General features: G+C 30.3%; 23 protein-coding genes and 5 tRNA genes. 1 reads left to right on the top strand and 27 read right to left on the bottom strand.

The window, feature by feature from the left end; translation table 11 throughout:
• Nucleotides 1–62: 62 nt before the first annotated feature.
• The 20 genes from HGD80_RS04460 to HGD80_RS04365 form a co-directional block, all read right to left on the bottom strand.
• Nucleotides 63–1,109 carry an energy-coupling factor transporter transmembrane component T gene (locus tag HGD80_RS04460; protein ID WP_225904357.1) on the bottom strand — a complete coding sequence of 349 codons (1,047 nt, stop codon included), beginning with the start codon at nt 1,107–1,109 and terminating at the stop codon, nt 63–65.
• Between the two features lie 12 nt (nt 1,110–1,121).
• The gene (locus tag HGD80_RS04455; RefSeq protein WP_219474802.1) at nt 1,122–1,976 is read right to left on the bottom strand and encodes an ATP-binding cassette domain-containing protein; all 855 of its coding nucleotides are present in this window, start codon (nt 1,974–1,976) and stop codon (nt 1,122–1,124) included.
• Entirely contained in the window at nt 1,952–2,767 is an 816-nt protein-coding gene (locus tag HGD80_RS04450; RefSeq protein ID WP_219475638.1) for an ATP-binding cassette domain-containing protein, read from the bottom strand. The genes HGD80_RS04455 and HGD80_RS04450 overlap by 25 nt, the downstream gene beginning before the upstream one ends.
• A 204-nt stretch (nt 2,768–2,971) precedes the next feature.
• Nucleotides 2,972–4,660 carry a M3 family oligoendopeptidase gene (locus HGD80_RS04445; RefSeq protein ID WP_219474799.1) on the bottom strand — a complete coding sequence of 563 codons (1,689 nt, stop codon included), beginning with the start codon at nt 4,658–4,660 and terminating at the stop codon, nt 2,972–2,974.
• 142 nt (nt 4,661–4,802) lie between these two features.
• The gene (locus tag HGD80_RS04440; RefSeq protein WP_219474796.1) at nt 4,803–5,450 is read right to left on the bottom strand and encodes a hypothetical protein; all 648 of its coding nucleotides are present in this window, start codon (nt 5,448–5,450) and stop codon (nt 4,803–4,805) included.
• A 99-nt stretch (nt 5,451–5,549) separates the two neighbouring features.
• The gene (locus HGD80_RS04435) at nt 5,550–6,230 is read right to left on the bottom strand and encodes a hypothetical protein (protein ID WP_219474793.1); all 681 of its coding nucleotides are present in this window, start codon (nt 6,228–6,230) and stop codon (nt 5,550–5,552) included.
• 373 nt (nt 6,231–6,603) lie between these two features.
• Nucleotides 6,604–7,611: a type I glyceraldehyde-3-phosphate dehydrogenase gene (gene gap / locus HGD80_RS04430; RefSeq protein ID WP_219474791.1), complete on the bottom strand. Its 1,008-nt coding sequence runs from the start codon at nt 7,609–7,611 to the stop codon at nt 6,604–6,606.
• A 159-nt stretch (nt 7,612–7,770) separates the two neighbouring features.
• On the bottom strand, nt 7,771–8,967 hold the full coding sequence (locus HGD80_RS04425; protein ID WP_219474788.1) for a phosphoglycerate kinase: 1,197 nt from the start codon (nt 8,965–8,967) through the stop codon (nt 7,771–7,773).
• A gap of 165 nt (nt 8,968–9,132) precedes the next feature.
• Nucleotides 9,133–9,486 carry a hypothetical protein gene (locus HGD80_RS04420; protein WP_219474786.1) on the bottom strand — a complete coding sequence of 118 codons (354 nt, stop codon included), beginning with the start codon at nt 9,484–9,486 and terminating at the stop codon, nt 9,133–9,135.
• A gap of 192 nt (nt 9,487–9,678) precedes the next feature.
• Nucleotides 9,679–10,545 (bottom strand): class II fructose-1,6-bisphosphate aldolase, encoded by an 867-nt coding sequence (gene fba / locus HGD80_RS04415; protein WP_219474784.1) that lies wholly within the window; start codon nt 10,543–10,545, stop codon nt 9,679–9,681.
• Nucleotides 10,546–10,794: 249 nt separating this feature from the next.
• The gene (locus tag HGD80_RS04410; RefSeq protein WP_219474782.1) at nt 10,795–11,592 is read right to left on the bottom strand and encodes an HAD-IIB family hydrolase; all 798 of its coding nucleotides are present in this window, start codon (nt 11,590–11,592) and stop codon (nt 10,795–10,797) included.
• A gap of 178 nt (nt 11,593–11,770) precedes the next feature.
• Nucleotides 11,771–12,595 (bottom strand): triose-phosphate isomerase, encoded by an 825-nt coding sequence (gene tpiA / locus HGD80_RS04405; RefSeq protein ID WP_219474779.1) that lies wholly within the window; start codon nt 12,593–12,595, stop codon nt 11,771–11,773.
• A gap of 261 nt (nt 12,596–12,856) precedes the next feature.
• Nucleotides 12,857–13,774: a phosphatidate cytidylyltransferase gene (locus HGD80_RS04400; RefSeq protein ID WP_219474777.1), complete on the bottom strand. Its 918-nt coding sequence runs from the start codon at nt 13,772–13,774 to the stop codon at nt 12,857–12,859.
• 72 nt (nt 13,775–13,846) lie between these two features.
• Nucleotides 13,847–14,401 (bottom strand): ribosome recycling factor, encoded by a 555-nt coding sequence (gene frr, locus HGD80_RS04395; protein WP_219474775.1) that lies wholly within the window; start codon nt 14,399–14,401, stop codon nt 13,847–13,849.
• Nucleotides 14,402–14,403: 2 nt separating this feature from the next.
• On the bottom strand, nt 14,404–15,129 hold the full coding sequence (gene pyrH / locus HGD80_RS04390) for a UMP kinase (protein WP_219474773.1): 726 nt from the start codon (nt 15,127–15,129) through the stop codon (nt 14,404–14,406).
• Between the two features lie 89 nt (nt 15,130–15,218).
• Nucleotides 15,219–16,043, bottom strand: coding sequence for a translation elongation factor Ts (gene tsf / locus HGD80_RS04385; RefSeq protein ID WP_212508939.1), 825 nt, complete (start codon nt 16,041–16,043; stop codon nt 15,219–15,221).
• A gap of 100 nt (nt 16,044–16,143) precedes the next feature.
• The gene (gene rpsB, locus HGD80_RS04380) at nt 16,144–16,959 is read right to left on the bottom strand and encodes a 30S ribosomal protein S2 (RefSeq protein ID WP_219474770.1); all 816 of its coding nucleotides are present in this window, start codon (nt 16,957–16,959) and stop codon (nt 16,144–16,146) included.
• A 607-nt stretch (nt 16,960–17,566) separates the two neighbouring features.
• Nucleotides 17,567–18,019 (bottom strand): dUTP diphosphatase, encoded by a 453-nt coding sequence (gene dut / locus HGD80_RS04375; protein ID WP_219474768.1) that lies wholly within the window; start codon nt 18,017–18,019, stop codon nt 17,567–17,569.
• 183 nt (nt 18,020–18,202) lie between these two features.
• Nucleotides 18,203–18,844: a uracil-DNA glycosylase gene (locus HGD80_RS04370; protein ID WP_219474765.1), complete on the bottom strand. Its 642-nt coding sequence runs from the start codon at nt 18,842–18,844 to the stop codon at nt 18,203–18,205.
• An 81-nt stretch (nt 18,845–18,925) separates the two neighbouring features.
• Complete coding sequence (locus HGD80_RS04365; protein ID WP_219474763.1) at nt 18,926–19,699, bottom strand: S26 family signal peptidase; 774 nt, start codon at nt 19,697–19,699, stop codon at nt 18,926–18,928.
• Between the two features lie 457 nt (nt 19,700–20,156).
• Here HGD80_RS04365 and HGD80_RS05275 point away from each other — a divergent pair, with 457 nt between their 5' ends.
• Nucleotides 20,157–20,573, top strand: a complete 417-nt coding sequence (locus tag HGD80_RS05275) for a DUF2963 domain-containing protein (RefSeq protein WP_225904356.1) — start codon at nt 20,157–20,159, stop codon at nt 20,571–20,573.
• Nucleotides 20,574–20,850: 277 nt separating this feature from the next.
• On the opposite strand, the gene HGD80_RS04355 is transcribed toward HGD80_RS05275, so the two are convergent.
• The 7 genes from HGD80_RS04355 to HGD80_RS04325 all read right to left on the bottom strand — a co-directional run bounded on the left by HGD80_RS04355 (nt 20,851) and on the right by HGD80_RS04325 (nt 24,151).
• Complete coding sequence (locus HGD80_RS04355; RefSeq protein ID WP_225904355.1) at nt 20,851–21,540, bottom strand: hypothetical protein; 690 nt, start codon at nt 21,538–21,540, stop codon at nt 20,851–20,853.
• A 344-nt stretch (nt 21,541–21,884) separates the two neighbouring features.
• Nucleotides 21,885–21,959, bottom strand: a tRNA-Trp gene (locus tag HGD80_RS04350).
• A gap of 20 nt (nt 21,960–21,979) precedes the next feature.
• Nucleotides 21,980–22,061: transfer RNA gene (locus HGD80_RS04345), tRNA-Leu, on the bottom strand.
• Nucleotides 22,062–22,111: 50 nt separating this feature from the next.
• A tRNA-Gln gene (locus HGD80_RS04340) sits at nt 22,112–22,186 on the bottom strand.
• Between the two features lie 85 nt (nt 22,187–22,271).
• Nucleotides 22,272–22,347 (bottom strand) — tRNA-His (locus HGD80_RS04335).
• Nucleotides 22,348–22,784: 437 nt separating this feature from the next.
• Nucleotides 22,785–22,872 (bottom strand) — tRNA-Ser (locus HGD80_RS04330).
• A gap of 46 nt (nt 22,873–22,918) precedes the next feature.
• Entirely contained in the window at nt 22,919–24,151 is a 1,233-nt protein-coding gene (locus HGD80_RS04325) for an acetate kinase (protein WP_219474762.1), read from the bottom strand.
• Nucleotides 24,152–24,212 lie beyond the last annotated feature (61 nt).

Raw genomic sequence — 24,212 nt, 5'->3', positions numbered from 1 at the left:
GGGCATTCAATGTAATTATTGGAAAAACAAAATGTTTTATAAAAGCATTTAAAAATACGAATTTATTTGATAAACAATAGAGCAAAAATGGTAGTTATGGTTATAAAATCAAGCATTTTCCAACGATAAGTAATCATTTTGGTGCGAGGAGCTCCCAAAACATAACCTCTTACTTCCATAGCATTAGAAATTACCAAAGACCTTTTAAAAACCAACACAAAAATAGGAACCAATAAGGCTAAAAGATGATTAATTCTTTTAAAAATATTTTTTTTGTGCAAATCCATGCCTCTTGCTGTCTGAGCTTTTAAAATTTTATTGGTTTCTTGCAATAAAAAAGAATTAGCCATAAAAATTAAAGAAAGCATCAAAGTAAAAGTTTCAGTAGAAATTTTGAGTTTTTTTAAAGGAGACAAAATAATATCTAGACCATCTTGAATTTCGATAAAAGAAGTTATTTTATTGAATAAAAAAAACAACATCACAATTAAAAACAATCTTGTCATAATAAAACAAATGCTTAGAAAAGAAGTCGTTTGCAATATATAATTTTTAGGTTTGCAACCCAAAATTTCTTGTATATTGGAAGGAAAATACGAAGGAATAACAAAGACGCACAAAAGCAAAAATAAAAAATAAGATAATTTAAAGGGAATATATTTTTTAGTGAAATTATACAATAAAATAAATATTAAAAACAACCAAAAAGAATGGATGGCATCATAACTTAAAATAGGAATTTGAGCTCGCATAAAAGCATTAAAAGAAGTATCTTCCGAAGGAACTAAATTTATTACCAAAGAAATAATAAAAACAAATCTTAAATGTTTAATTCTTTGCCAAAAATAACTCCAAGTTACTCCAAAAAAGAAACAAAGGTTCATTAAAGCTACCACACAAAAAAGATAAAATAAAGTGATGCGTTTGGGGTTTGTAAAAATAAAAACTTGATTTGGAGCAATATTTTCAACATTAATGGGCAGTTTTAAAATAAAAACTAACAGCAACACAAAAGCAAGAATTTTGATAGAAGGATGGAGTTGGTACAAAAAACAACGCGATAAAGAGGGGTGGGATAAATTATTATTTGTAAAATCATTATTTTTCATCAATAATACCTTTTAACAATAAAATTCTTTTAAATATTGGGCGAGGGCGCTAAAACAATAGTGTGCTTGAAAGGGGATTCCTAAAGTTTGATTTAAATGTTTTAAAATTTTAAAAGTATCAGGAATATCTAAGTTAAATTGCTCAAATCGGGGGTGTTCAAAAAAAGTTTCTTTTGTGCCATCAAAAAGCAATTTTCCTTGAGACAAAACCAAAACACGTTTTGCATATTGGGCAACCAAATTCATATCATGAGTAATAATGATAATAGTTTTGTGAAATTTTTGATGCAAAATTTGTAAAAAATCCATAATATCAGAGCTACTTTCCAAATCAAGACCACGTGTAGGTTCATCAAGGATTAAAATATCAGGCTGCATGGCTAAAATACCTGCAATAGCGACTTTTCTTTGCTGTCCGTCACTAATTTGAAAGGGAGATTTTTGATTTAAAGCGGGAGGAATGTTGATTTGTTCTAAAGTTTTGAAAGCTTGCTTTTGGGCTTGTTGTTTGTTATTTAAAAAAACTTCAGCACCAAACATTACATCTTTTAAAACAGTTATTTCAAATAATTGATATTCAGGGAATTGGAAAACTAAACCTACTTTTTGGCGCAAGGGCACTAAGAGTTCTTTTTTTGTTTTAGAAGTTATGGTAGTGCCACAAACTGTTACTTTTCCTATATTTGTGGTAAGCAAAGCATTCATTAATTGCACTAAGGTCGATTTGCCTGAACCGGTTTTCCCCACTAAAGCAATAAATTCATTTTGAGAATTGATTTTTAAATTAATGTCAGATAAAGTGGCAGTAGTTTTTTTGGGGGGGTGGTTTTTATAATAAAAGTTTACTTTTTCAAATTGTATTGCCATAAAATATCCTTTAAATTTTCTAACATTTGATTATTTTTAATGTTTTTAGTGGTGCTGTCTTTTAAAATTTCATAGTAAATCTCTAATGATAAAGGAGGTTTCAATTTATATTGTTGCAAAAATAAAGGGTCTTGAAAAAGGTTTTGGGGTGGGGTTTGGGTAATTAATTTTCCTTGATCAAGAACAATAATTTCATCACTTTTGGCAGCAAACTCTAAATCATGAGTAATGGTAATCAAAATTTTATTTTTAATGGTTTGAATAATTTTTTGCACTTCCAAAGCGCCTTGAGGATCTAAAAAAGAAGTTACTTCATCAAAGATAATAATTTCGGGCTCCATCGCTAAAATGGAGGCAATTGCTACACGTTGTTTTTGTCCCCCTGAAAGTTGATTCACGTTTGTGTCCAATAAATCATCTATTTTTACCATTTTGGCATATTGCCAAACTTTGACTATAATTTCTTCTCTACAAACATTATAATTTTCCAATCCAAACGCAATATCTTCTCTTACAGTAAGTCCTGTAAACTGATAATCAGGATTTTGGAAAACCATACCTATTTTAGGTCGCAAAAGGGGCAAATTTTTTTCATTTAAAACGATATTGTCAATTAAAATTTGTCCTTTGGTACAAGAAAGCAGCCCTACTAAAATTTTGGCTAAAGTAGATTTTCCCGAGCCATTATGACCAACAATAGAAACCCAAGAATTATTTTGAATGGCTAAATTAAGGTCTTTGAGAATAGGATTACAACCGTAATAAAAAGTTAAATTTTGAATAGATATCATAACTTTAAATTTTTCTTTCTTTGTTTGTTTGTTTGTTTGGTAGTTTTGATGGGGCATTTTTGAGGTAGTTGATTTATTTCGAGGGGAGGTTAGTTTGAAAAAAGGCAAAACCACTTTTGCAACGAATCGCAAATCGTAATATAAGATATAAAATAAGATTGAGTTTTTGTGGAAGGAGTGAAAAATTGTTATAAAATGGTGTAATTAAAATTTAGTATCATCAATTTTTTGCAAATAACAAGTTACAAAAGAAACAATGTTTTTTAAGTGATTAGGTTCAAAAGGATTAGTAAGTCCTGTAGTTTGTAAAAGGTTTAAAAAAGTTTGTGAACCGCCTAATTGACATAATGTTAAGTACTTTTGCCAAGTATTGGAATAATCTTGCTTGCTTAAAAGCCAAATTTCTAAAGCACAAACTTGGGCTAAAGTATAGTCAATGTAGTAAAAAGGAGTAGAAAAAATGTGGCTTTGACGGAACCAAAAAGTACCTTTTTCTAAAAAAGGATCGCCTTCATAAGTTTCTAACAACAAATATTTTTTTTCCAAATTACGCCAACACTCTTTTCTTTGAGCAGGAGTCATTTGAGGATTTTGATAAACTTCATGTTGAAAATGATCCACTAAAGCACCATAAAGTAAGAAATTAAGGGATTGGGATAAATGTAGAAATTGATATTTGTCTACATCTTGGGCAAAAAAATCTTTTACCCACGGATAAGCTAAAAATTCCATTCCCATAGAACTAATTTCAGCTGCTTCAAAAGTAGGCCAACGATACTCAGGAATTAAATGACGACTTTGATAAACTTGGAAGGCGTGTCCTATTTCATGAGTCAAAACATCTACATCATGACTTGTGCCATTAAAATTAGCAAAAACAAAAGGAGCGCTATATTTAGGAAGGTAAGTACAGTATCCACCGCCTGTTTTGTTGGGTTTGCTATCTAGGTCTAATAGATTTTTTTCTAAGAGAAAATCAAAAAATAATTTGGTTTGGAGAGACATTGCATGATACATTTTTTTTGCTTGGGTTAACTGAAAATCAACTCCTCTTTGAGGTTTGGGATTGCCACTTGAAAAATTAAAACTTTTGTCATAACTTTCCAATTTAGCAATACCTAAACGTTTGGATTTACGTTTTTGAGTCATGGTATAAAACGGCAAAACATATTTTAAAATGTTGGTGCGATAATCTGCAATTTGGTTAGCATCATAATCAGTGCGTCCTAAAAGATCATAACCTAAGGCAACGAAATTGGAATATCCCAATATTTGAGCCATCTTGGTTCGTGTTTGGACTAATTGGTCATAAATAAGGTCATATTCTTGCTCATTTTTAGCAAAAAATTGCGAAACAGCTAATTGGGCATTTTTTCTAGTTTGCCTTTGGGACGATTCCAAAAAAGGAGCCATTTGACTTAAATTATAAAGTTTGCCTTCAAAAGCAACAGAAGGATCAGAAATTAATTTTTGATATTTGGTTGTTAAAGTATTTTCTTCTTGTAAATAAGGAATAATTTTAGGGTCAAATGTTTTTAAAAATAGTTTGGTTTGATTAAATAACAGGGGCCCAAATTCTTGTACTAAGGCGTCATAATGTTTACTTTTTACCATAGTTTGGCTAAATTGATGTTGTAATTCGGTTATCAAAGGGGCATTTTGGTCACAAAAATGTTTTTCTTGTTGATAAAAAGTATCTTTTACATCTAGGCTATGCCTAATTTCTGCCAAAGTAAACATGGAATTAATTTCATCCATTAATGAATTAAGACGGTTAATAATTTTAATTTGTTCTGGTAAAGAAGCACCCAAAAAAGCCTCTATCATAGGCAAAATAGTTTGTTTGTTTTGAGCAATATCCACTCTTTGATATTCAAAATCTTGAAATTTCACTTTGGTTTAATCCTATCTTTTTAATTTTTATGAAAAATATCTAAATAGCAACGGTGTGGCAAGTTTAATTTTATTTATGTTAGTTTGAAAAAATATTTTATTGTCGAATAACTACATTTTAATTATAAACTAATAAATTTGATTATTTCTTATAAAATTCGTAAGCATCTGCTAAAAATTGCAATCTTTTAAACAACTCTTTTAAAAGGATAACTACAAAAAAGGAAGTCACAAAGACAAGGGGCAAAGCAATAAAGAGCCCTTTATTTACCATAGTTGTTGCAATTTGTTGGATGGTAATATCTTGGGAAAAAATATTTATTTCGGCTGTCCACCACCATTTTAACATTACATGCCAATATAATGTTTGATATAAAGCTGATAACAGGACAACAACTAAATACATTTTTAAAAAATTATCTTGGGGTCTTAACAAAAAACCAGGTAATAATCCAAACGATAAAACACAAGCTAAATTAGCAATCAGTTCAAACTGATAACCAAATTCATAACCATATCCTACAAAATATCCAATTGTTTCAGCCAAACAAGCACCCAGGCAAGAAAGATGCCAAGGAACATAAAAAGACATTACAATTAAAGGTAAAAAACGCACATAGACAAGAATATTTACATCTATATGAATAAAATGAAACCCTGGAAAAGATGTTGTTTTATCTGGGAATATAATTTGTAGTATTTTAGATAAAATAATAGATAAGGAAGTTAAAAAAGAAGTTAGGATAATTTGTCTTAAAAGTTTTTGATTTCGATTAAAATTATTATTCATAGTTTTTCTCTTTTCTTTGTGTGTGTAATTTTATTATTTATATTAAATTAATAAAATGTTCTTTGACAACATTGAGGAAAAAAGAGGAGGGGGTAAAAATTATCTATAATAGTTAAGGTAAGTTTTAATTCTAGGATTTAAGAAAAATAAAAAAATAAAAATAAAGATAAAAGTAGCAAAAACGGGGATTAAATTATAACAAAAACACCAAATAATAGGGTAGTTGATTAGGGGAGCTAAAAAGGGGAAATAATTTTGTTTATTTGCAATAAGAGGCAACCAAATAAAATAAGAAGTCAAACATTTAAAAGCAAAAACAGAGGTAAAAACTATTAATAAATTAAGTAAAATGCTTTTATAATTATCAAAATATTTTAAATTAGGGGTATAAAAAACAAAAGAAAGACTATAAGATAAATCAACTAAAAGATAATCCAAAAGTAAAACTGCAATTTGTTGTAAGGAGCGCATTTGTTGGGCTTGCATATAAGCTAAAATATTGGTGGATTCACTTAAAAAAATAGCTTTAAATAGATGAAATAAGGCATAAAGAGTACAAAAAAGAAAGCTATGTTTTTTGCCCAATAAAAAACCAATTAAAATTAAGGGAAGGAGAGAAACTTTAATAAAAGAGCCAATATTTGCTCCCATTTTGGCAATCCCTAACTTATCATAAGCAAATTCTAACACAATTGTGAATCCTAACAAAGTAGAAGCAATAATGTGTTTTTGCAAGGGGGAGAAAAAAACTTTTGTTTCTTTGTTGTTGGTTTTTAGCATATGAGATTAATTTCTTTCTAAAGGAATATCAAAATTACTTTTCATCAGGCAAAGTAATAATGGGGGTAAAAAAATAAAATAAAGGTGAAGGGGGTATTTTTAGCAAGGGAATAATTATTGGTTTTGATAATATTTTATAATAATATAATATTGCAAATAAAAATATAAACTAAGGGGAAAAAGTGGAGAAAAAATAGTGGGATGATCGCCAATAGAAAATCATTAATAAAAGATATTGATAATAAATTTAATTAATAATAAGGTGATAACAATATTTTTGAAGGTTTGCAAAGGAGAGAATAAAGAAAATAGACCACTTTCAAAAAAATGGTCTAAGGAGTTTTATTTGTAATAAAGATAGATTCAAAAAGGATTAAACTAAAGTTGCTACTTTGTGAAGCAATCTTACTAATTGACTAACATAACTCATTTCATTGTCATACCAAGACATTAATTTAATAAATTTAGGTTTTTCTTTGAGGACTTGCAAAGTGTGAGAATCATATAAAGAACCATAACTTGTTCCAATAACATCTGAGGAAACAATAGGATCTGTAACGTAGGCTAGGGTTTCATTAGCAGCTTTTTTGAAAGCTTCATTGATGGCTTCTGGAGTAGCTTCTTGAGTCAGTTCTGCGGTAAGGTCAACTAAAGAACCTGTAATTGTAGGAACTCTAATTGCTGTACCATCCAGTTTCCCTTTTAATTCAGGAATAACTAAGCTAATAGCTTTGGCAGCTCCAGTAGAACTTGGCACCATATTAAAGGCTGCAGCTCTACCGCGACGTGTCCAAATGCCTTTGGGATGGTTTTGATCAATTAAATTTTGGTCACTAGTGTAACTATGAACGGTAGTCATAAAAGCTTGGTTGATGCCGAAGTTGTCATTTAAGACTTTAACAACGGGCGCCAAACAGTTAGTAGTGCAAGAAGCCCCGCTTACAATGGCATCTTCTTTAGTAAGTATTTGGTCATTAACATTGTAAACAACTGTTTTTACATCCCCAGTAGCAGGAGCACTAATTAACACTTTTTTAGCTCCAGCTTCTAAATGAAGAGCTGCTTTTTCTTTGCTAGTAAAAAAACCTGTACATTCTAAAACAATATCTACTCCTAGTTTTTTCCAAGGCAAATCTTGAGGATTTTTTTCTTGAAACACAGGAATTTTTTGTCCTTCAACTACTAAATAGTTGTCTTCAAAACTAACAGCGTCTAATTTGTAAGGTTTTTGAATGCTGTCGTATTTTAATAAATAAGAAATAGTTTCTAAAGTTGCTAAATCATTGATAGCTACTACTTCAAATTTAGGATTTCCAAAAACAAGACGAAAGGCTAATTTACCGATACGCCCAAAACCATTAATTGCTACTTTAACTTTCATAATTAATTAAACCTCTTTTTCTTTTTTTATCCTTTTTTAATGTAAATGATGGATCTATTTGTTGGTTGTGTGAATTGTTTTATTTTGTGATGTTTGTAATATTTGGTAATTTGAAGAATAATAATGATCAAAAAATAAAATAAAATAGGGGAGTTGTGATTACAGTTTCTCCATACATGCAAGCCCTGGCATTGGTTTTCCTTCTAAAAATTCTAAAAAAGCGCCTCCACCCGTAGAAATATGGCTGAAATTTTGATCTAGACCGAATTTAAAGACTGCAGCAGCGCTATCGCCACCACCAATAATGGTAGTTGTATTGGGCGAAAGATTACTTATTGTTTGGGCTAAAGCTTTGGTTCCTTTAGAAAATTGTTCAAATTCAAACACTCCTACAGGACCATTCCAAACAACTGTTTGAGCCGTTTGTAAATACGTTTTGAAAAGTTCAATTGTTTGAGGCCCGATATCAAGTCCCATTACATCATCAGAAATATTATCATAACTATAAACAGCTGCTTGTGTTGTTGGCAAAAATTCTTTGCCACAAACAAAATCTTTAGGTAAAACGATTTTTTTGCCTTCTGGAGAAGCTAATAATTCTTTTACTAAAGGGATTTTGTCTGCTTCTAACAAGCTAGTTCCTATGTTAAAACATTTGGCTTTAAGACAAGTATAGCTCATTCCTCCACCTATCAAAAGAACATCAACTTTTTGCAAAAGACTACGAATAACTCCAATTTTGTCAGATACTTTGGAGCCACCCAAAACAGCAACCAAAGGTCTTTGAGGAGTTTGGACAATTTTTTTGAGAAAAGATATTTCTTTTTCGACCAAAAAACCAAAGCATTTTTCTTTGATATATGTTGCAATACCTACATTAGAAGCGTGGGTGCGATGGCATGTACCAAAAGCATCATTGACAAAAACATCACCTAAAGATGCCCAATATTTGCCTAATTCGGGGTCGTTTTTACTTTCTTTTTTGAAAGGAACATCTTCAAAACGAGTATTTTGGACTACTAAAACATCCCCTGGAAGCATCTGGCCAACAGCTTGATTTAAGGTGTTGCCTTGAGTTTCTGGAACAAACTTTACTTTTTGTTGCAAATAAAAAGCAATTTTTTCAGCTACCACTTGCAAGCTAAAATGGGCTTTATCAGCTTCAGTTTTAACGCGTCCCAAATGAGAAAAAATAATAACTTTAGCTTTTTGCTGAACTAAATATTTTAAAGTAGGTAAAATAGCCTTAATTCTGTTGTCATCTGTGATAACGCTGTTTTCTAAAGGAACATTTAGGTCTGCTCGCAATAAAACTTTTTTATTTGTAATATTCATATTAGTTAAGGATTTTGTCATGCATTTATGCCTTTCACTTACGAAATATTAATTATTTTTAAGTTATTTTTAATCTAAATTAGTAAATAGTTTGTTTGAATGGTTAATTTTATTTTTTTATTGTTTTATTTTATTTATTTTATCCATCGTTTAGAGGAATAATAATTTTTAAATATTGGTATTATTTTATCGTTTATGTTTTTTAATTTTTTCAATTGTTGATTCTGGCAATTCGTCTTTAATGGCATTTAGTTCTTCTAAGTATTGGTCAAGTTCGCCTTCTATAAGGTTGTATTTGCGATTGGTAAAAGCTCCTATTACAAAAGTTAAAAACATTTCGCCTCCCATTAACCGTTGCTTTTCAAAATCATCAATTCTTTCCACAATAAATTGAATTTTTAAAGAAAACTGTTCTTTTAGTTTAAAATTATCGCATTCAGTTAACCTAATTTTAATATCTTTAATTAACCACTTAATAAAACAACGTTTAGTTTCAATTTTTTTGCCTTTAAAATAACTGCGCAAGGCTAAAATACCCACAACACAATAGGTACAAGTGTTTTAATTGCTAATAACACAATAACTATGGTATTGTTGGTGTTCATATTTGTATTAGAACTTGCCATATTTTGGACCTTTCTTCTCTAAAATGTAAAAAAGAAATTTTTTATAATTGTAGCTATATTTTCTTAAGGGAAAGATTTAAAATTGGGAAATATTGATATTCAATAATTAAGCTTTGTTGATTGAACCAAAAAGAGCTAATTTATGTCTCATTAATTCTTTAATAGCTAAAAAGCCGGGATTTAATAACTTACGCGGATCAAAGCCTTTGTCTGTTAAATCTTTTTTTTCTTCAATGTATTGTCTAGTAGCTTGGGCAAAAACTAATTGAAATTCAGTGTTGACGTTGATTTTTACTACTCCCAAAGAAATAGCTTTTTTAATCATTTCTTCAGGAATACCAGTGCCTCCGTGCAGTACTAGGGGCGTTTGTTTGTTGGTAAGTTCTCTAATTTTGGCAAAAACACTAAAATCAAGTCCTGTCCAATTATCAGGATATTTACCGTGCACATTACCAATTCCAGCAGCAAGCATATCAACACCTAAATCAGCAATTTGTTTGCATTCTTGAGGATCTGCAATTTCTCCTTGACCAATAATGCCGTCTTCTTCGCCGCCGATGCCCCCAACTTCTGCTTCTATTAAAAGTCCTTTTTGGTGACATATCTCGGTGATTTCTTTGGTTTTGCTTAAATTTTGGGCAAAATCATAATGACTGCCATCAAACATAACAGAAGTGAATCCTGCCTCCATTGCTTGTTTGGCACCTTCATAAGAACCGTGATCTAAATGCAAAATAACAGGGACAGAAACCTTATAAAAGGCGTCTAGTTCTCTTACCATTGCAAAGACTGTTTTAAGCCCTCCCATATATTTCGCAGCTCCTTCGGATACTCCTAAAATAACAGGTGATTTTAGTTCTTCGGCAGTTTGTAAAGCAGCTTTGGTCCATTCTAAATTATTAATATTTACTTGAGCTATAGCGTATTCTTGTTGATGCGCTTTTAAAAGAACATTTTTATCGGAAGTTAACATTTAACTTAATCCTTTCTTTGGTTTTAGATTTGCATCTAAATTGTAATTAATGAGGTTTGTTAATTGGCTTTTGGACTAAAATTCTGGGTAGTTTTGCAAGTATAAGTGCAAAAAACAAAATATATTATTGTTGGTCAAAAGGAATGCAAATTAACAGTTTTAAAATCACAAAACAGAGAAAAAAATATAAAAATTATAAAAGTAAGTAAAAATGCATGCTGTTTTAAAATCAAAATCCAAAAGAAAAAATTAAACTAAATGATGTAGTTTTAAAAAATCATAGAATTTATCATCGTCGATATGAGGAGCTAAAAGATTGCAATTATCTTTTATTTCTTGGCAATTGGTGTTTTCCAGTCCGATGCCTACATCAGCTAATTTAAGCATTTCAACATCATTATAGCCGTCCCCTACACAAACTAATTGATGATGGGGGTAAAGTTCTTTTAATTTTTTAATACCACAAGTTTTATTCACACTTTGAGGCACCAAATCAACACCACCATTAGTTCTCCAATAATACGCTTGCAAATCTTTCAAATCTTTAAGAAAATTTTGCAATTTTTCTTTGTTGGGTTCGAATAACCACACTTGATAAACATTGTTGTGCAGATGAAATTCAGGGTCCACTACAGATTTTTTATTAGTGCAGTAAAGTTCTCCTAATGAAGGCGGAATTAAGTCTTGTGGGCTTGGTACAATTTCTTGTGTCATTCCTGTAAGACCTATGTGAATTTTGGCTTGATGGGCTTTTGCGATTAGTTCTTTGACTACTTCTTTTTTAAAAGGTCTATCATCAATTACTTTATCAAAATATTTAGTAAGACCGCCGTTAAAAAAGACAAAATGTTTGAAATAAGGTAGCAAATTGACTAAAACATCTATTCTTTTAATGTTTCTTCCTGTGGCAACTGCTAAAACATTATCAGGGTTTTGGGCTAAAGTTTGGATGGCTTTGATTGTTTGGGGAAAGATTTTTTTATATTTAGAACTTAAAAGGGTGCCATCAATATCAAAAATAAATAAAGATTCTTTTTTTTGTTTCATTTGAAACTCCTATTATCCTATCGTATTTGAGAAACACAAAAAATGATGAAATGCAAAAATGAAAGAAAAAATGCAAAAATGAAATTGGAAAAAAAGGGGATGAATTAATTAATTGTAGCAAATTAAAATAAAAACTTTTGCTAAATGTTTGTCTTATTTTCCTAATTGTAAATTGGAATTAACAGCAAAAAGGACAATCATTTTTTTGAAAAATATCTTTAGTGGAAGCTAAGGCTTGTTTGCTTGCTATTTGAGCAAAAAATAAAAAATCCTCAGTTTGGAGGGAAGCTTTTCCTGCTAAAATGCCATCAATAGCGGGTTGTTCTAAAATGGTTTTAATGTTGGCAACAGACACTGAACCGCCGTAAATAATTCTTATGGCACAAGATGCTTGGGAAGAATAAAGTGCAGTGACTTTGTCTCTGGTTTGTTCAATGACTTTGTTAGCATCTTGGGGAGTTGCACTTTTGCCTGTACCAATTGCCCAAACCGGTTCATAAGCGATGATGATGTTTTGTAATGCTTCTTCTGGAACACCTGCAAAAATGTTGGTTAATTGTTGATCTAAAAACACTTGGGTTTGGTTATTTTCCTTGGTAAGAAGCGATTCACCCACACAAACAGTAGGAACTAATTTGTGTTTGAGAGCTGATAAAAGTTTTAGATTAACTGTTTGATCGGTTTCTCCAAAAAAAGTTCTTCTTTCGCTGTGTCCTAATAAAACGTGCTTGACACCTAATGAAAGCAAATTTTGTGGTGAAACTTCGCCAGTAAAAGCACCTTCGGATTCATAAAACATATTTTGGGCCCCTACTTGTAAATTAGTGCCTTGGAGTTGTGCTAAGGAATCCAATAAGGTAAGTTGGGGGAAAATTAAAGTTTGGACTTGGGTTTGGTCAGGAACTTGCAAGCTTACTTTTTGGATGAATTCCAGGGCTTCGTCTTTGCATTTGTACATTTTCCAATTACCTGCAATCACTTTTGTTCTTGGTTTGTAATTCATAAATTACTCCTTTAATATTTTTTTACAAAAAATAGATGGTGGACAAATTTGAACTAATTTTTTAAATCAATATTTTTGAAATGGAAATTGTTAAAAAGTTTTAAAATATTGAATTTAAATTTGTGATAAAGAGAAAGGAAAAACGCGAAAAGAGTTATTATTTTATATTAACATTTACAAATAAAATTATATCATAACAAGGCAAGGGCAAAAAAATTAAATGTTGAAAAAATATAAATAAATATGGTAGTTTGGATTTGTTTAAAAAGGTAAATTAAAGAGTATGAGAGCAAAAAAAGAACTCAAAAGCCAAGAATCAAACCTATCTAAAAAACCACCATGACCTGGAAGGAAACTTCCAAAGTCTTTGATGCCATAATCTCTTTTAAATTTGGAAGCTAACAAATCGCTAATTTGAGAAATAATAGAAATTAAAAAAGCATAGATGGGGAAACTAATGCAAGAGTTGCAATCAATAAATAAAAAGACCATCAAAACTGTTATAGTAGAGCCAAAAGTGCCTAAAATAGCACCTTTTTGAGTTTTTTTAGGACTTAGGTGAAAAGCTAGGGGTCTTGTTCCTAAAAAGGGGCAAAAACGCGGGAAACGTGCTAAAAAAGCAGAAGAATCAGTGAGCATAACTGCTAAAAAAAACAAAAGCAAATAATGCCAATGCAGGAAAAACAAAGAAAAAAGACAAGCCATCAAAAAACCAATATAAAAGGTGATAAGAAAGGTTTTGCTTACATCTTTAGTTTGCAAAAAAGGTAAAAAAACTAGCATTATTAAAACTAACACAAAAGGCAAAAATAAAAGAAGGAAAAAATTTAGGTTCGAGGGAGTTGATTTTGTTAGGGATACAAATGTGTCTTTATTAAGGAATAAAAAGTTTAATTGTTTTGCGTCTTTTATTAAGTTTTGATTTTGACAAATATTTGGATACAACATCAAACAAACAACTGTAAAAAATAATAAAGTAGAAGTGGCAACTAACCCAAATTTAATAAAGGTCTGTTTTTGGGTATCTTTGGGATGTTTGAGTATAAAAAACATTTCTTGCACTGCTTTTATCGCTAAAAGGGCAAAAACTACAAATTTGATTTCTAAAGGGGCATAATAATAAAAGAAAAAAGAAAATAAAACTAAGGTGGCCCCTGTTATTATTCTCTTTTTTATCATATAAACCTCCATTTTTTTAAAGCGAAAGGTAAAAATTGGGTAAAATTGTTGTATTTGGAAAACGAAATCATTTTAAGCTTTTAATAATTCAGTGTTTTTAGTGGTGGTGTGTTTTTCAATAAGTTTAATGTTTTTATCAGTTAATGTTTGAATTTGATTTAAATAAAAAGTTTCTAAATCTTTAGTAAGTTCCACTTTTTTGATTTTGTCATTGCCTTCGCGACGCACGTTTCTAATAGCTACTTTGGTCTTTTCTGCTAGTTGCTCTACTTCTTTCATTAAAGCTTTTCTTCTCTCTTCGGTTGGTTTGGGGAAAACAAGTCTTACAACTACACCATCAGTTTGAGGAGTGATTCCTAGATTAGATGCCAAAAGAACTTTTTTAATATTAGGAATTAAAGTGCTATCGTAAGGTTTGATGTTTAGTTGGTTACCTTCAGAAACGCTAATAGAGGCTAACGTTTTTAAAAAAGTGGGTGCTCCATAATAATTAACAGTAATTTTATCTAAAATATTAGGATTAGCAGTTCCAGTGCGAATATCGCAAAAGTTTTTTAACATTACTTCTTGGGCTTGAGTCATTTTAGTTTCTAACGACGCAAGAATATCTTTGGCAAGTTGTTGCATATTTATTCTCCTTTTGAACTAATAACAGTGCCTATGTTGCCTTCTTTGAGTACAACTTTTTTGATATTACCTTTTTTTAACATATTAAAAACTAAAATATCGATGTTATTTTCTAAACAAAGAGAAGCGGCTGTAATATCCATAACTGCCAGTCTTTGAGATAAGATTTGTTGGTGTTTCATGTGTTTGATTAAAACGGCATCTTGATGTTTTTTGGGATCTTTATTGTAAACACCTTCAATATTATTTTTAGCCATTAAAATAATATCAATGTTTAGTTCAGCAGCTCTTAGGGCAGCAGCAGTGTCGGTGGAAAAGTAAGGAGAACCAGCCCCTGCACCTAAAATAACTATTCTATCTTTTTCCAAATGACGAATAGCTTTACGGCGAATATAGGGTTCGGCTACCGAAGAAACAGGAAAGGCAGTCATCACGCGTGTGATGGTATTTGTTTGTTCTAAGGCATCTTGCAAAGCTAAAGAATTCATGATAGTTCCAAGCATTCCCATATAATCTGCCTGAGAACGATCCATGCCCAGTTCTTCACCAGTGCGTCCACGCCAAAGGTTACCTGCTCCTACAATGATGGCAATTTTGACTCCTAAATCTTTGATTTCTTTGATTTCCCAAGCAATTTTTTTAATGGTGCGAGGGTCAATTCCGTATGAAGATTCGCCTTTAAGGGATTCACCACTTAATTTTAAAAGAATTTTTTTATGCATCCACAAAACCTTTCTTCATAAACATCTGCAACATCTTTAAAAGAGTCTAAATTTGAGTTTGTTAAATAAAGTATGAAATAAAGATTTTTGAATTATTAGTTGCCCATTTCCCAACGCACATAAGAAACTACATCAGTGTTGTTGGCTTTAAGATAATCTTTTACTTTTTGATCTGCATTTTTGACAAAAGGTTGTTCTGATAAACACATGTCTTTTAACATTTTGCCTAAACGATTTTCAACAATTTTTTCTATCATTTGTGCGGGTTTGTCGGATAATTCTTTGGCAGTTTGTTTATGTAAAATCTTTTTTTCTTCTGCTAAAAATGTAGGATCTACTTTGTCAGGAGTTAAAAATTGCGGTTTGGAAGCAGCTATATGCATCGCTATGTCTTCCGATACAGAAGGGCAGTCGTTTTTTAAAACTACCAAAACAGAAATACGTCCGCCTTGGTGTTTGTAAGTTCCAAAAGATTCTTGAGGCTTTTTAGTAACTTTTAAAACACGTTTAAGAGTAATGTTTTCGCCCAAAACTGAGGTTTTTTCTAACAATAATTCTTGAACGGTTTTATTTTGGTAATTAAAGGCTAAAAGGTCTTTGGCGTTAGATAATTGGTTTTTTAAAATAATTTCTCCAAGCACTTTTACTAATTGTTGAAAATGTTCGTTTTTGGAAACAAAATCAGTCTCAGAATTGATTTCATATAAAAAAGCGTTATTGCCAGCAAAAACAATATTAGTGATGCCTTCAGAAGTTGCACGTCCTTGTTTTTGAGCTGCTTTAATGATGCCTTTTTCTCTTAAAAACACGATGGCTTTTTCGATGTTGCCTTCAGTTTGTTGTAAAGCTTTGTGACATTCCTTCATTCCAGCATGCGTTTTTTGACGCAAATCCTTAATCATTTCGGCTGTAATTTTCATTTGTTGCTCCATTCTAAATTTTAATGATTTAATTACTTTTAATTATAAATTGTAAAAATAAAAATTGCGTATTGGTTAGTTAAGGACCAAAAAAGTTTAATTATCTTTGGTTTTGATTTTGATTTTGGTAAGATGGTTTTCTTGGTGAATCTTGGTAAGGATGTTTGGGAGGGGTATTGTAATTTTGAGGTTTTAATGGGTTTTTAGCATCAAAAGTTTCTGCTTTTTCAGCAACGCCACCAGTGCCTTCAACACAAGCATTAGCCATTAACCAAATAATTAATTTCACTCCTCTAATAGCGTCGTCATTAGCAGGAATAATGTAGTCTACTAAATCAGGATCGCAGTTAGTGTCTACAATTCCAAAAACTTTGATTCTTAATTTGCGCGCTTCGGCAACTGCGATGCTTTCTTTTTCTGGGTCAACAACAAAAATAGCTTGAGGCAAGTCTTTCATGTCTTTGATGCCGCCTAAGAATTTTTCTAATTTGTCTCTTTTACGCTTTAATTGCACTACTTCTTTTTTAGGAAGTTTTTTCCAAAGCCCTTCTTCTTCTTGTTTGTGGAGCAAATGAAGTAATTCGATTCTTTTTAAAATAGTTTTGAAATTGGTTAATGTGCCACCTAACCAACGATGATCCACGTAGTATTGTTGTGAACGTTGCGCTTCTTCTCTAATCGCTGATTGAATTTGTTTTTTAGTGACTAAAAATAAAGCTTTGCCGCCTGAAGTAATGATGTTTAGCAATTCTTGATAAGCTTTTTCAATTTCTTCTGAGGTTTTTTTCAAGTTGATGATGTGAATACCATTTCTAGAAGTAAAAATGTAGGGTTTCATTTTGGGATTCCATTTGCGAGTGGCATGACCAAAATATACTCCTGATTCTAATAATTGTTTTGTTGTAACTACTGCCATTTTTATTAAAAACTCCTTTTTATTTTAATTGATATTTTTGAAATATTGTGTTATATTATGATAAAAAATAAATAAATAAATGATAATTTTGTTTGTGTTTGGGCTTTTGCATTTTAACTATTTAATACATTTTTTAATTGTGAATTGTGTATCAAAATTGATCCAAAATGATGATGCATCATCAAGTTTTTATTTCTATTTGCAAATATTGTGCCAAATTGCTAAATTGCTAAATTTTTTTAATTGTGTCAAAAATGTTTGAGCAATGCATTTATACATCCCTTATAATTAAATAAAAGCTTTTTTTGCAAGTTTGTTTGGGGAAGGAAAATGGCGTTTTAATAATTATTTGGTAATTATAAATTTATAAATCACAAATATAACAATTAAAAAAATAATTAAATAATCAAAATTGACGGGCAAAATGGTTTGCCTAGTAGCAAAAACGGCAACAAACAAACAAATGCATCAAAAACCAAGAACAAAGAACAAAGAACAAACAATAAAATGTTTTTGAAATAATAAAAATAAATAACTTTTTTCCTAAAATATTTTACCATATTTAAAACCATTTAACAATGTTTTTGTTGATTTGGTTACAATTTTGTTACTTTGTGCTACCAAAACCGCCTTTTCTGGCAAAATTATTTTCTTTTTCTTGGGTAATTTGAAAAAAGGGTTGAAAAATTCCTTGTGCAATTCTTTCGCCTTTACAAACTTGAACTGGGTTTTTAGAAAAATTATACAAGGCAATAAAAATATGACCTTCATTTTGCAAATTATTATAATAATCACTATCGACTACTCCCACGCCGTTGGCAAGGGTTAGTTGTTTTTTCAAGGGCAAAGAAGATCTTACATAAATTAATAAAATTTCGTTCCAAGGAAAAGATGCTTTAATTCCTGTGGGAACCAAAATGACTGTTTGCGGTGGGATTCCCATGCTTTGAGCTGCTTCAAAATCATAACCAGCGCTGAATTTGGTTTGACGTTGGGGAAGGTTGATTCCTTGTTTTTGATAACTGCTTACTTTTTCAAAAAAACGGTTTGTTTTATTCATAAAAATGAAACCTTGGCTTTCTTTTGGGGTAGTTAGTAATTTTACTTTTAAATTAATAAATGAAAATCACAAAATAAAAATAATACAAAACGAGAGACAAAAAATAATTAAAAAGATGGCAAAAATAAAAATTTTCAACAAAATAGGTTTAAATATTATAAAATTCAAAATATTATAAAAAAGTTAAAGATTCCAATCAACAACTTTAATTCCACAAGTTTGTAAATAAGTATTAGCGCGAGAAAAAGGTTTAGATCCAAAAAAGCCTCTATGAGCGGAAAAAGGGGAAGGATGGGGGCTTTTAATTATGCAATTTTGGGATTGACAAATATATGGTTCGTAGGTTTGAGCAAATTTTCCCCACAAAATATAGACTATATTTGGTTTAGCTTGCAAAGCTTGAAAAATAGTTTTGGTAAATTCTTGCCAACCAATTTGATGGTGACTTAAAGGTTTATCTTTTTCAACAGTCAAAATAGCATTAATCATCAAAACGCCTTCTAGCGCCCATTTAGTTAAATTATTGGTGCGAGCAGTAATTTGTAAATCATTTTGTAATTCTTTAAAAATATTGGATAAACTAGGTGGTTTTTGGAAGGTTTTTACACTAAAAGACAACCCGTGAGCTTGATTTTTGCCATGATAAGGATCTTGCCCCAAAATAACTACTTTCACTTTTTCAAAAGGAGTTAAATTAAAAGCTGCAAAAATATCTTCTTGATTGGGATAAATAATTTTGTGATTGGTTTTTTCTTCTTGCAAAAAAGTAAATATTTTTTTAAAATAAAGTTTAGTTTTTTGATTATTAATGATTTGTTGCCACATTAATTGTTTGCCTTTTGGTTTGTTATTGTAAAATTGTTGTATTATTTTGTAATTTGGTGTTATTTGATTGCATTTTTGTAATTATTTGGCTGCTTTTAATTCTTTAATTAAGGAATATAAGAGATACGCCATAATCATTAAATAAACGATTATTAAAAACAAATATAAGGGGTTTCCGCATAAAAAAGCAAAGAAAGAACCAATATAAGCAAACAGATCAGAAAAGAAATTTTTGATGGATGGAAAAATATAACGGTCTTTACAAACATATTTGCCTACAATTTTGTGATAAGGAATTTTTTGTTCGTATTTGTGTTGGGTATCATTTGCATCACCCCAAGTGCCAATTAATTCGTTTTTTGAATCATTATAAACGACTCTATGAATAATAAAACGATGTTTTTGGGCTGCTTGTCTTTCTTGTTCAGAAACATTAGGATTATTATAATTAGGGTTTTCAAAAATTACAACATCGCCGTTTTTGGGATGAGTTGTGCCTACTTTATAAGGTTTGGTTGTAGGATTTTTGGTGATTTGTTTCCCATCAACAGCACCAACAGGCATAAGTTTGGAAGCGTCCCAAACACCTCTAATAAAAACTAAATCCCCTATTTGTCCTGAATCCTCATTTTTAGGACCATGTAAAAAAGGTTCCATACTACCAGAAGCCACAGGAAAAGCAGCAATGCCTAGATATTTGGCTGAATATTTAGGAAAAAAAGCATTGCCCAAAGAAACAATAAAGAGGTAGATTAGAAAAAAATCTAAAATAATAATCATACTTTTTTTTAAAATTAAAAGGATAGATTTGGTTTTTTGACTTTGTAGCGGAGTTTTTGTTTTATTTTTGAACATAAATAATTACCATAATAATCATTGTTTCCTTTTTTATTTATTAACTATTAATTATTTTCAACTATACAAATTAATTATAGCATAGAACAAGATTTTTTTTTGATGAATCAATTATAAGTGCTAAAAAAATATTATTATTATAAAATAAATGTTATAATATTATTGAAAATACCATATAATCCAAAGTATTATAAAAATGCTTAATCTCACAATAAATAAATTAAATGAAAGATAAATTACATCTAAGAATTTCCCAATAATAAATTAAAAAATATGAAAATTATAAAATTAAGAACTAGGTTCGCAACTATTACAACTACTTTTACATTATTGTTGTTAGTGGTGCTAATTTTTAAATCTTTTGACAATATTGATAATATAATTAGTATCGATAATATAAGCCCAACAAAATAAACCTAATCATAATGTGGATGTTATTCAAGAAAAAATCTATAACATGAATGGAAACATTGACCATATTTTGGATTATGATAGCAAAACAAATAAAAAAATTAAACTCACAGCGTTTAATGGTGATGAAAAGTGTGTTTGGTATATCATAGAATATGATTTGCAAACTGCCAATAAAATGAAACATACTGTCTTTGAAAATGACAGAAATATCTTAGATATTAAAGAATACGATCCGCATACGCAAAAATTAATTAAAAAAATAAGTTTTGCAGAAGACAAATCAAATATTTTATATATGTATGAATATGATGCTAAAAGAGGAAATGTTATAAAAGAAACTCACCATAATAGTAAAAATGGCAAAGTAGAATATGTTTTAGAATGTGATCCTCAAACCCAAAATAAAATCAAACATACAAAATATTTCCCTAATGGAAATATTGATTATATAAATAAATAAATATGACCCCAAAACAGAAATAAGAATTTGGCGTGCAAAATACAAATATCAAAGCAAAAATGATTATAAAGAGGTTTGTAATTATGATCCTAATAGTGGTGATGCCATAAAAAATAATGGTAATTAGAATTGTTTGGAAAGATGTTGCAAGGAAAAATCAGGTAATCTGTTTACAGGTAAAATCAAAACTAGTTTAAAAAAGGTAGTTTTTTCGAAATGATAAAAAGAAAAAGCATGCAAAAAGGGCTTTTAAATACTTTCATCCTAATATTTTTATTTAATTTTTTAATTGTTGTTGTTTTTTATGTCCTAAAGCTTTATTGATGTGCAAAAAGTCTTCTGGATGAACGTACAAAACTCTATCATCAGAACTGTAATAAGTTTTTTTAGTGTAATCTTGTAAAATTTCGAACTGCATTTCTTCGATGTTATTTAATTTTTCTAAAACTTGTTTTAAAGTTTCTGGGATTTCATCCCAAAAATTCTTTTGTGAGTTAAAAGTTTGGGCATTATTAGGAATGGTATCAGCTTTGGATTGCTGTTGTTTTTCTTCTAATTCTTTAATTTTTTGTTTCATTTCTAATTCAAAAATCTTTTGATTAAAATAAGTTTCAAGCATTTCATGCTTTAATTCTAAAAGATCGGTTTGCGAACGGTTGTTATCTTTTTTGTCCATCATCTCCATGAATTTTAAATTAATTAAACAATTAGAATCAAAGTCTTTGTTATTAATCAAAACATTGGGAATTTGAGGTTGTTCGTTTTTATTGTTGTTGTTTTTGCTCTCTTTAGACGGTTTGGAAGGACTAAAAAAAGCTGCAATACGAAAATTAACAACATAAATGAAAATTAGCGTTTTAATCACTAATTTTACTAAAAGAAATATCAATACAGGGAACAAAAAAGCGCCAACAACCCAAATCCAAGGATTATTGGAAACCCAAGTTACCAATTCTTCAAATCTCAAAAAAACCAACCTCCTAATAAAAGCGTTTGTAAAAGTTTTATACTTTATTTGTTAGCTTTATAAAAAAATTAAATATAGCTTATATTTATTTTATCATAAAACTTTATATCTACACCTTTATTTAATCAAAAAAAGAAACAATTGTCAATTGATTTTGGTGGTTTTTTAAGATAAAGTTGTTTTTTTGGGTAGTTTAAAAAAGATAAATAAGGTTTTTTAGATTTTACAGAGCAAAATGATTAAAAAATGCGTTTTAAAATATCTTAATAAAGCAAAAAAATGATTGTCAAAAAAATTAATTGTTTTTTTATTTTATTAAAATATTTTTATTGGGGTAATTTTTTTGGCAGGGATATCAGGATTCGAACCCGAACGAGCGGTTTTGGAGACCGTTATGCTACCATTGACATCATATCCCTTCATTTACAAGTAGGTTGCATGGTACGGGTGACAGGATTTGAACCTGCACGCCTAAGCGCTAGATCCTAAGTCTAGTGCGTCTTCCATTCCGCCACACCCGCGTTTACCTTTGTTATTTTCGTTCGTTAATCACTCATAAACACTTATAAAATGGCAGACCCAGCTGGATTTGAACCAACGAATCACGGAGTCAAAGTCCGTTGCCTTACCACTTGGCTATGGGCCTCAATATAACTTTATAATCTGGATATTTTATTATTAAATAATGTTTATAATAATTTTTGTATTTTTATATTTTGTGAAATATATTCTGGGGCGGCTAGTGGGAATCGAACCCACGCATATCGGCGCCACAAGCCGCCGCGTTAACCACTTCGCCATAACCGCCAAATAATTTTAATAATTAAAATTCCATAACATAGAATATTATACCTTGATTTTGTTAATTTGTAAAGTAAAAAAGTTAGGTGGGTTGTTTTTTTAATGATAATTGAGTGTTTTTATAAGTTTTTTGCAGTCAATATTTTTGGTGGCGATGTTTAAAAAAGATTTGAGGGAATAAATTGAGATAAAAAATGTGCATTCCAAAAACCTCAAAAGAAAAAAAGATAAGTCTAAAAAGTTCCAAAAACAAATGCCAAAAAAACGCAAAAAACAAATGCAAAAAAACAAATTACCAAAACATTTCCCAACAACAAACCCTTAAAAACAAATTCTTAAAAAACAAGTTCTTAAAAAAATAATATGAGCAATGAAATTATGGAAATTATTTTTATCAAAATGAAACTGACTTTGCAAACTAACAAAAAATAGCTAATTTTAGTTGGCGGAGGAAGAGGGATTCGAACCCTCGCATCTTTTGGATCTACACGCTTTCCAAGCGTGCCTCTTCGGCCACTTGAGTATTCCTCCAAAAAGCCCAAAAACTATAAAAGTGATTGGGTTTGTGATTTAATTATTAGCCGCAACAGCAAAAACATTCTTGCTGATCGTCTTTATCTTGATTAGTTTGATTTTGTTGTAAACGCAAAACATCTTGAGCAATAGCAAGTTCTTCATTGGTAGGAACAACAAAAGCTTTGATTGCAGAATCAAAAGTTGTAATAAGTTCTTGTTTGCCTTGAACTTTGTTTTTTTCTTCGTCTAACTTAATTCCTAAAATTGATAAACGTTTAATAATTTCAGAACGGAAAAAAGAAGAATTTTCGCCAATGCCAGCTGTAAATACTAAAGCATCAACGCCTTTTAATAATACGTAATAACTAGCAATATAATCAACTATGCGCTTAACTTGGATGTCGTGTGACAAAATGGCTTGCTGGTTGCCTTCTTTAATGCTTGCCAAAATATCACGAGTGTCATTAGAAATACCTGATACTCCTAAATAACCTGATTTTTTATTCAAATCATCGATAACACAAGCAACAGTTTTGTTTTCTTTTTCAGCTATAAATTTCACTACTGCAGGATCAATATTGCCACTACGAGTTCCCATAGGAACCCCTTCTAACGGAGTAAAACCCATAGAAGTATCAACTGATTTACCAGAATCAACTGCACATAAAGAAACGCCGTTGCCAGCATGACAAATAATGATTTTGGCATTTTTTTTACCCAAAATTTGTTGCATTTGCTCAGTTATATATTTATAAGATGTACCATGAGCTCCGTATTTTCTAATTTGGTATTTTTGGTACCAGTAATAAGGAGTGGCGTATAAAAAATTAACTGCGGGCATACTTTGATGAAAAGTAGTATCAAAAACAGCTACTTGAAAAACTTGGGGAAGTACTTTTTGAAAAGCTTTAATACTTATGATGTTTGCAGGATTGTGTAAGGGAGCTAGGTCGCATAAACTTTCAATTTGAGCAAGAGTTTTTTCAGTTAAAACAGCAGAATCGCTAAATATTTCTCCACCTTGAACTACGCGGTGCCCTACTCCTTCGATTTCTTCCAAAGTATTAATAACTTTTTTTTGAATCAAAGCATCTAGCAATAACTCTACTGCTGTTTGATGATTTAGCACTTCTAACACTTGTTTGTTTTTTTTGTCTTTGGTCTTCATTGTAAAAACAGCCTGATTGCTACCGATTCTTTCAACTAAACCTGAAACAATTACTTCTTGTTGTGGCATTTCTAATAATTGAAATTTTAAAGAAGAACTACCAGAATTTACCGACATAATTTTCATATATTTTTCTCCGTTTTTTGATATGTAATAATTTATTTGTTGTTTGTATATTAATTTTAAT

Origin of the sequence: Paulownia witches'-broom phytoplasma, from assembly GCF_019396865.1 — a bacterium.
GTDB classification, from domain to species: domain Bacteria; phylum Bacillota_I; class Bacilli_A; order Acholeplasmatales; family Acholeplasmataceae; genus Phytoplasma; species Phytoplasma asteris.
This window is presented reverse-complemented; position numbering and strand designations above follow the sequence as displayed.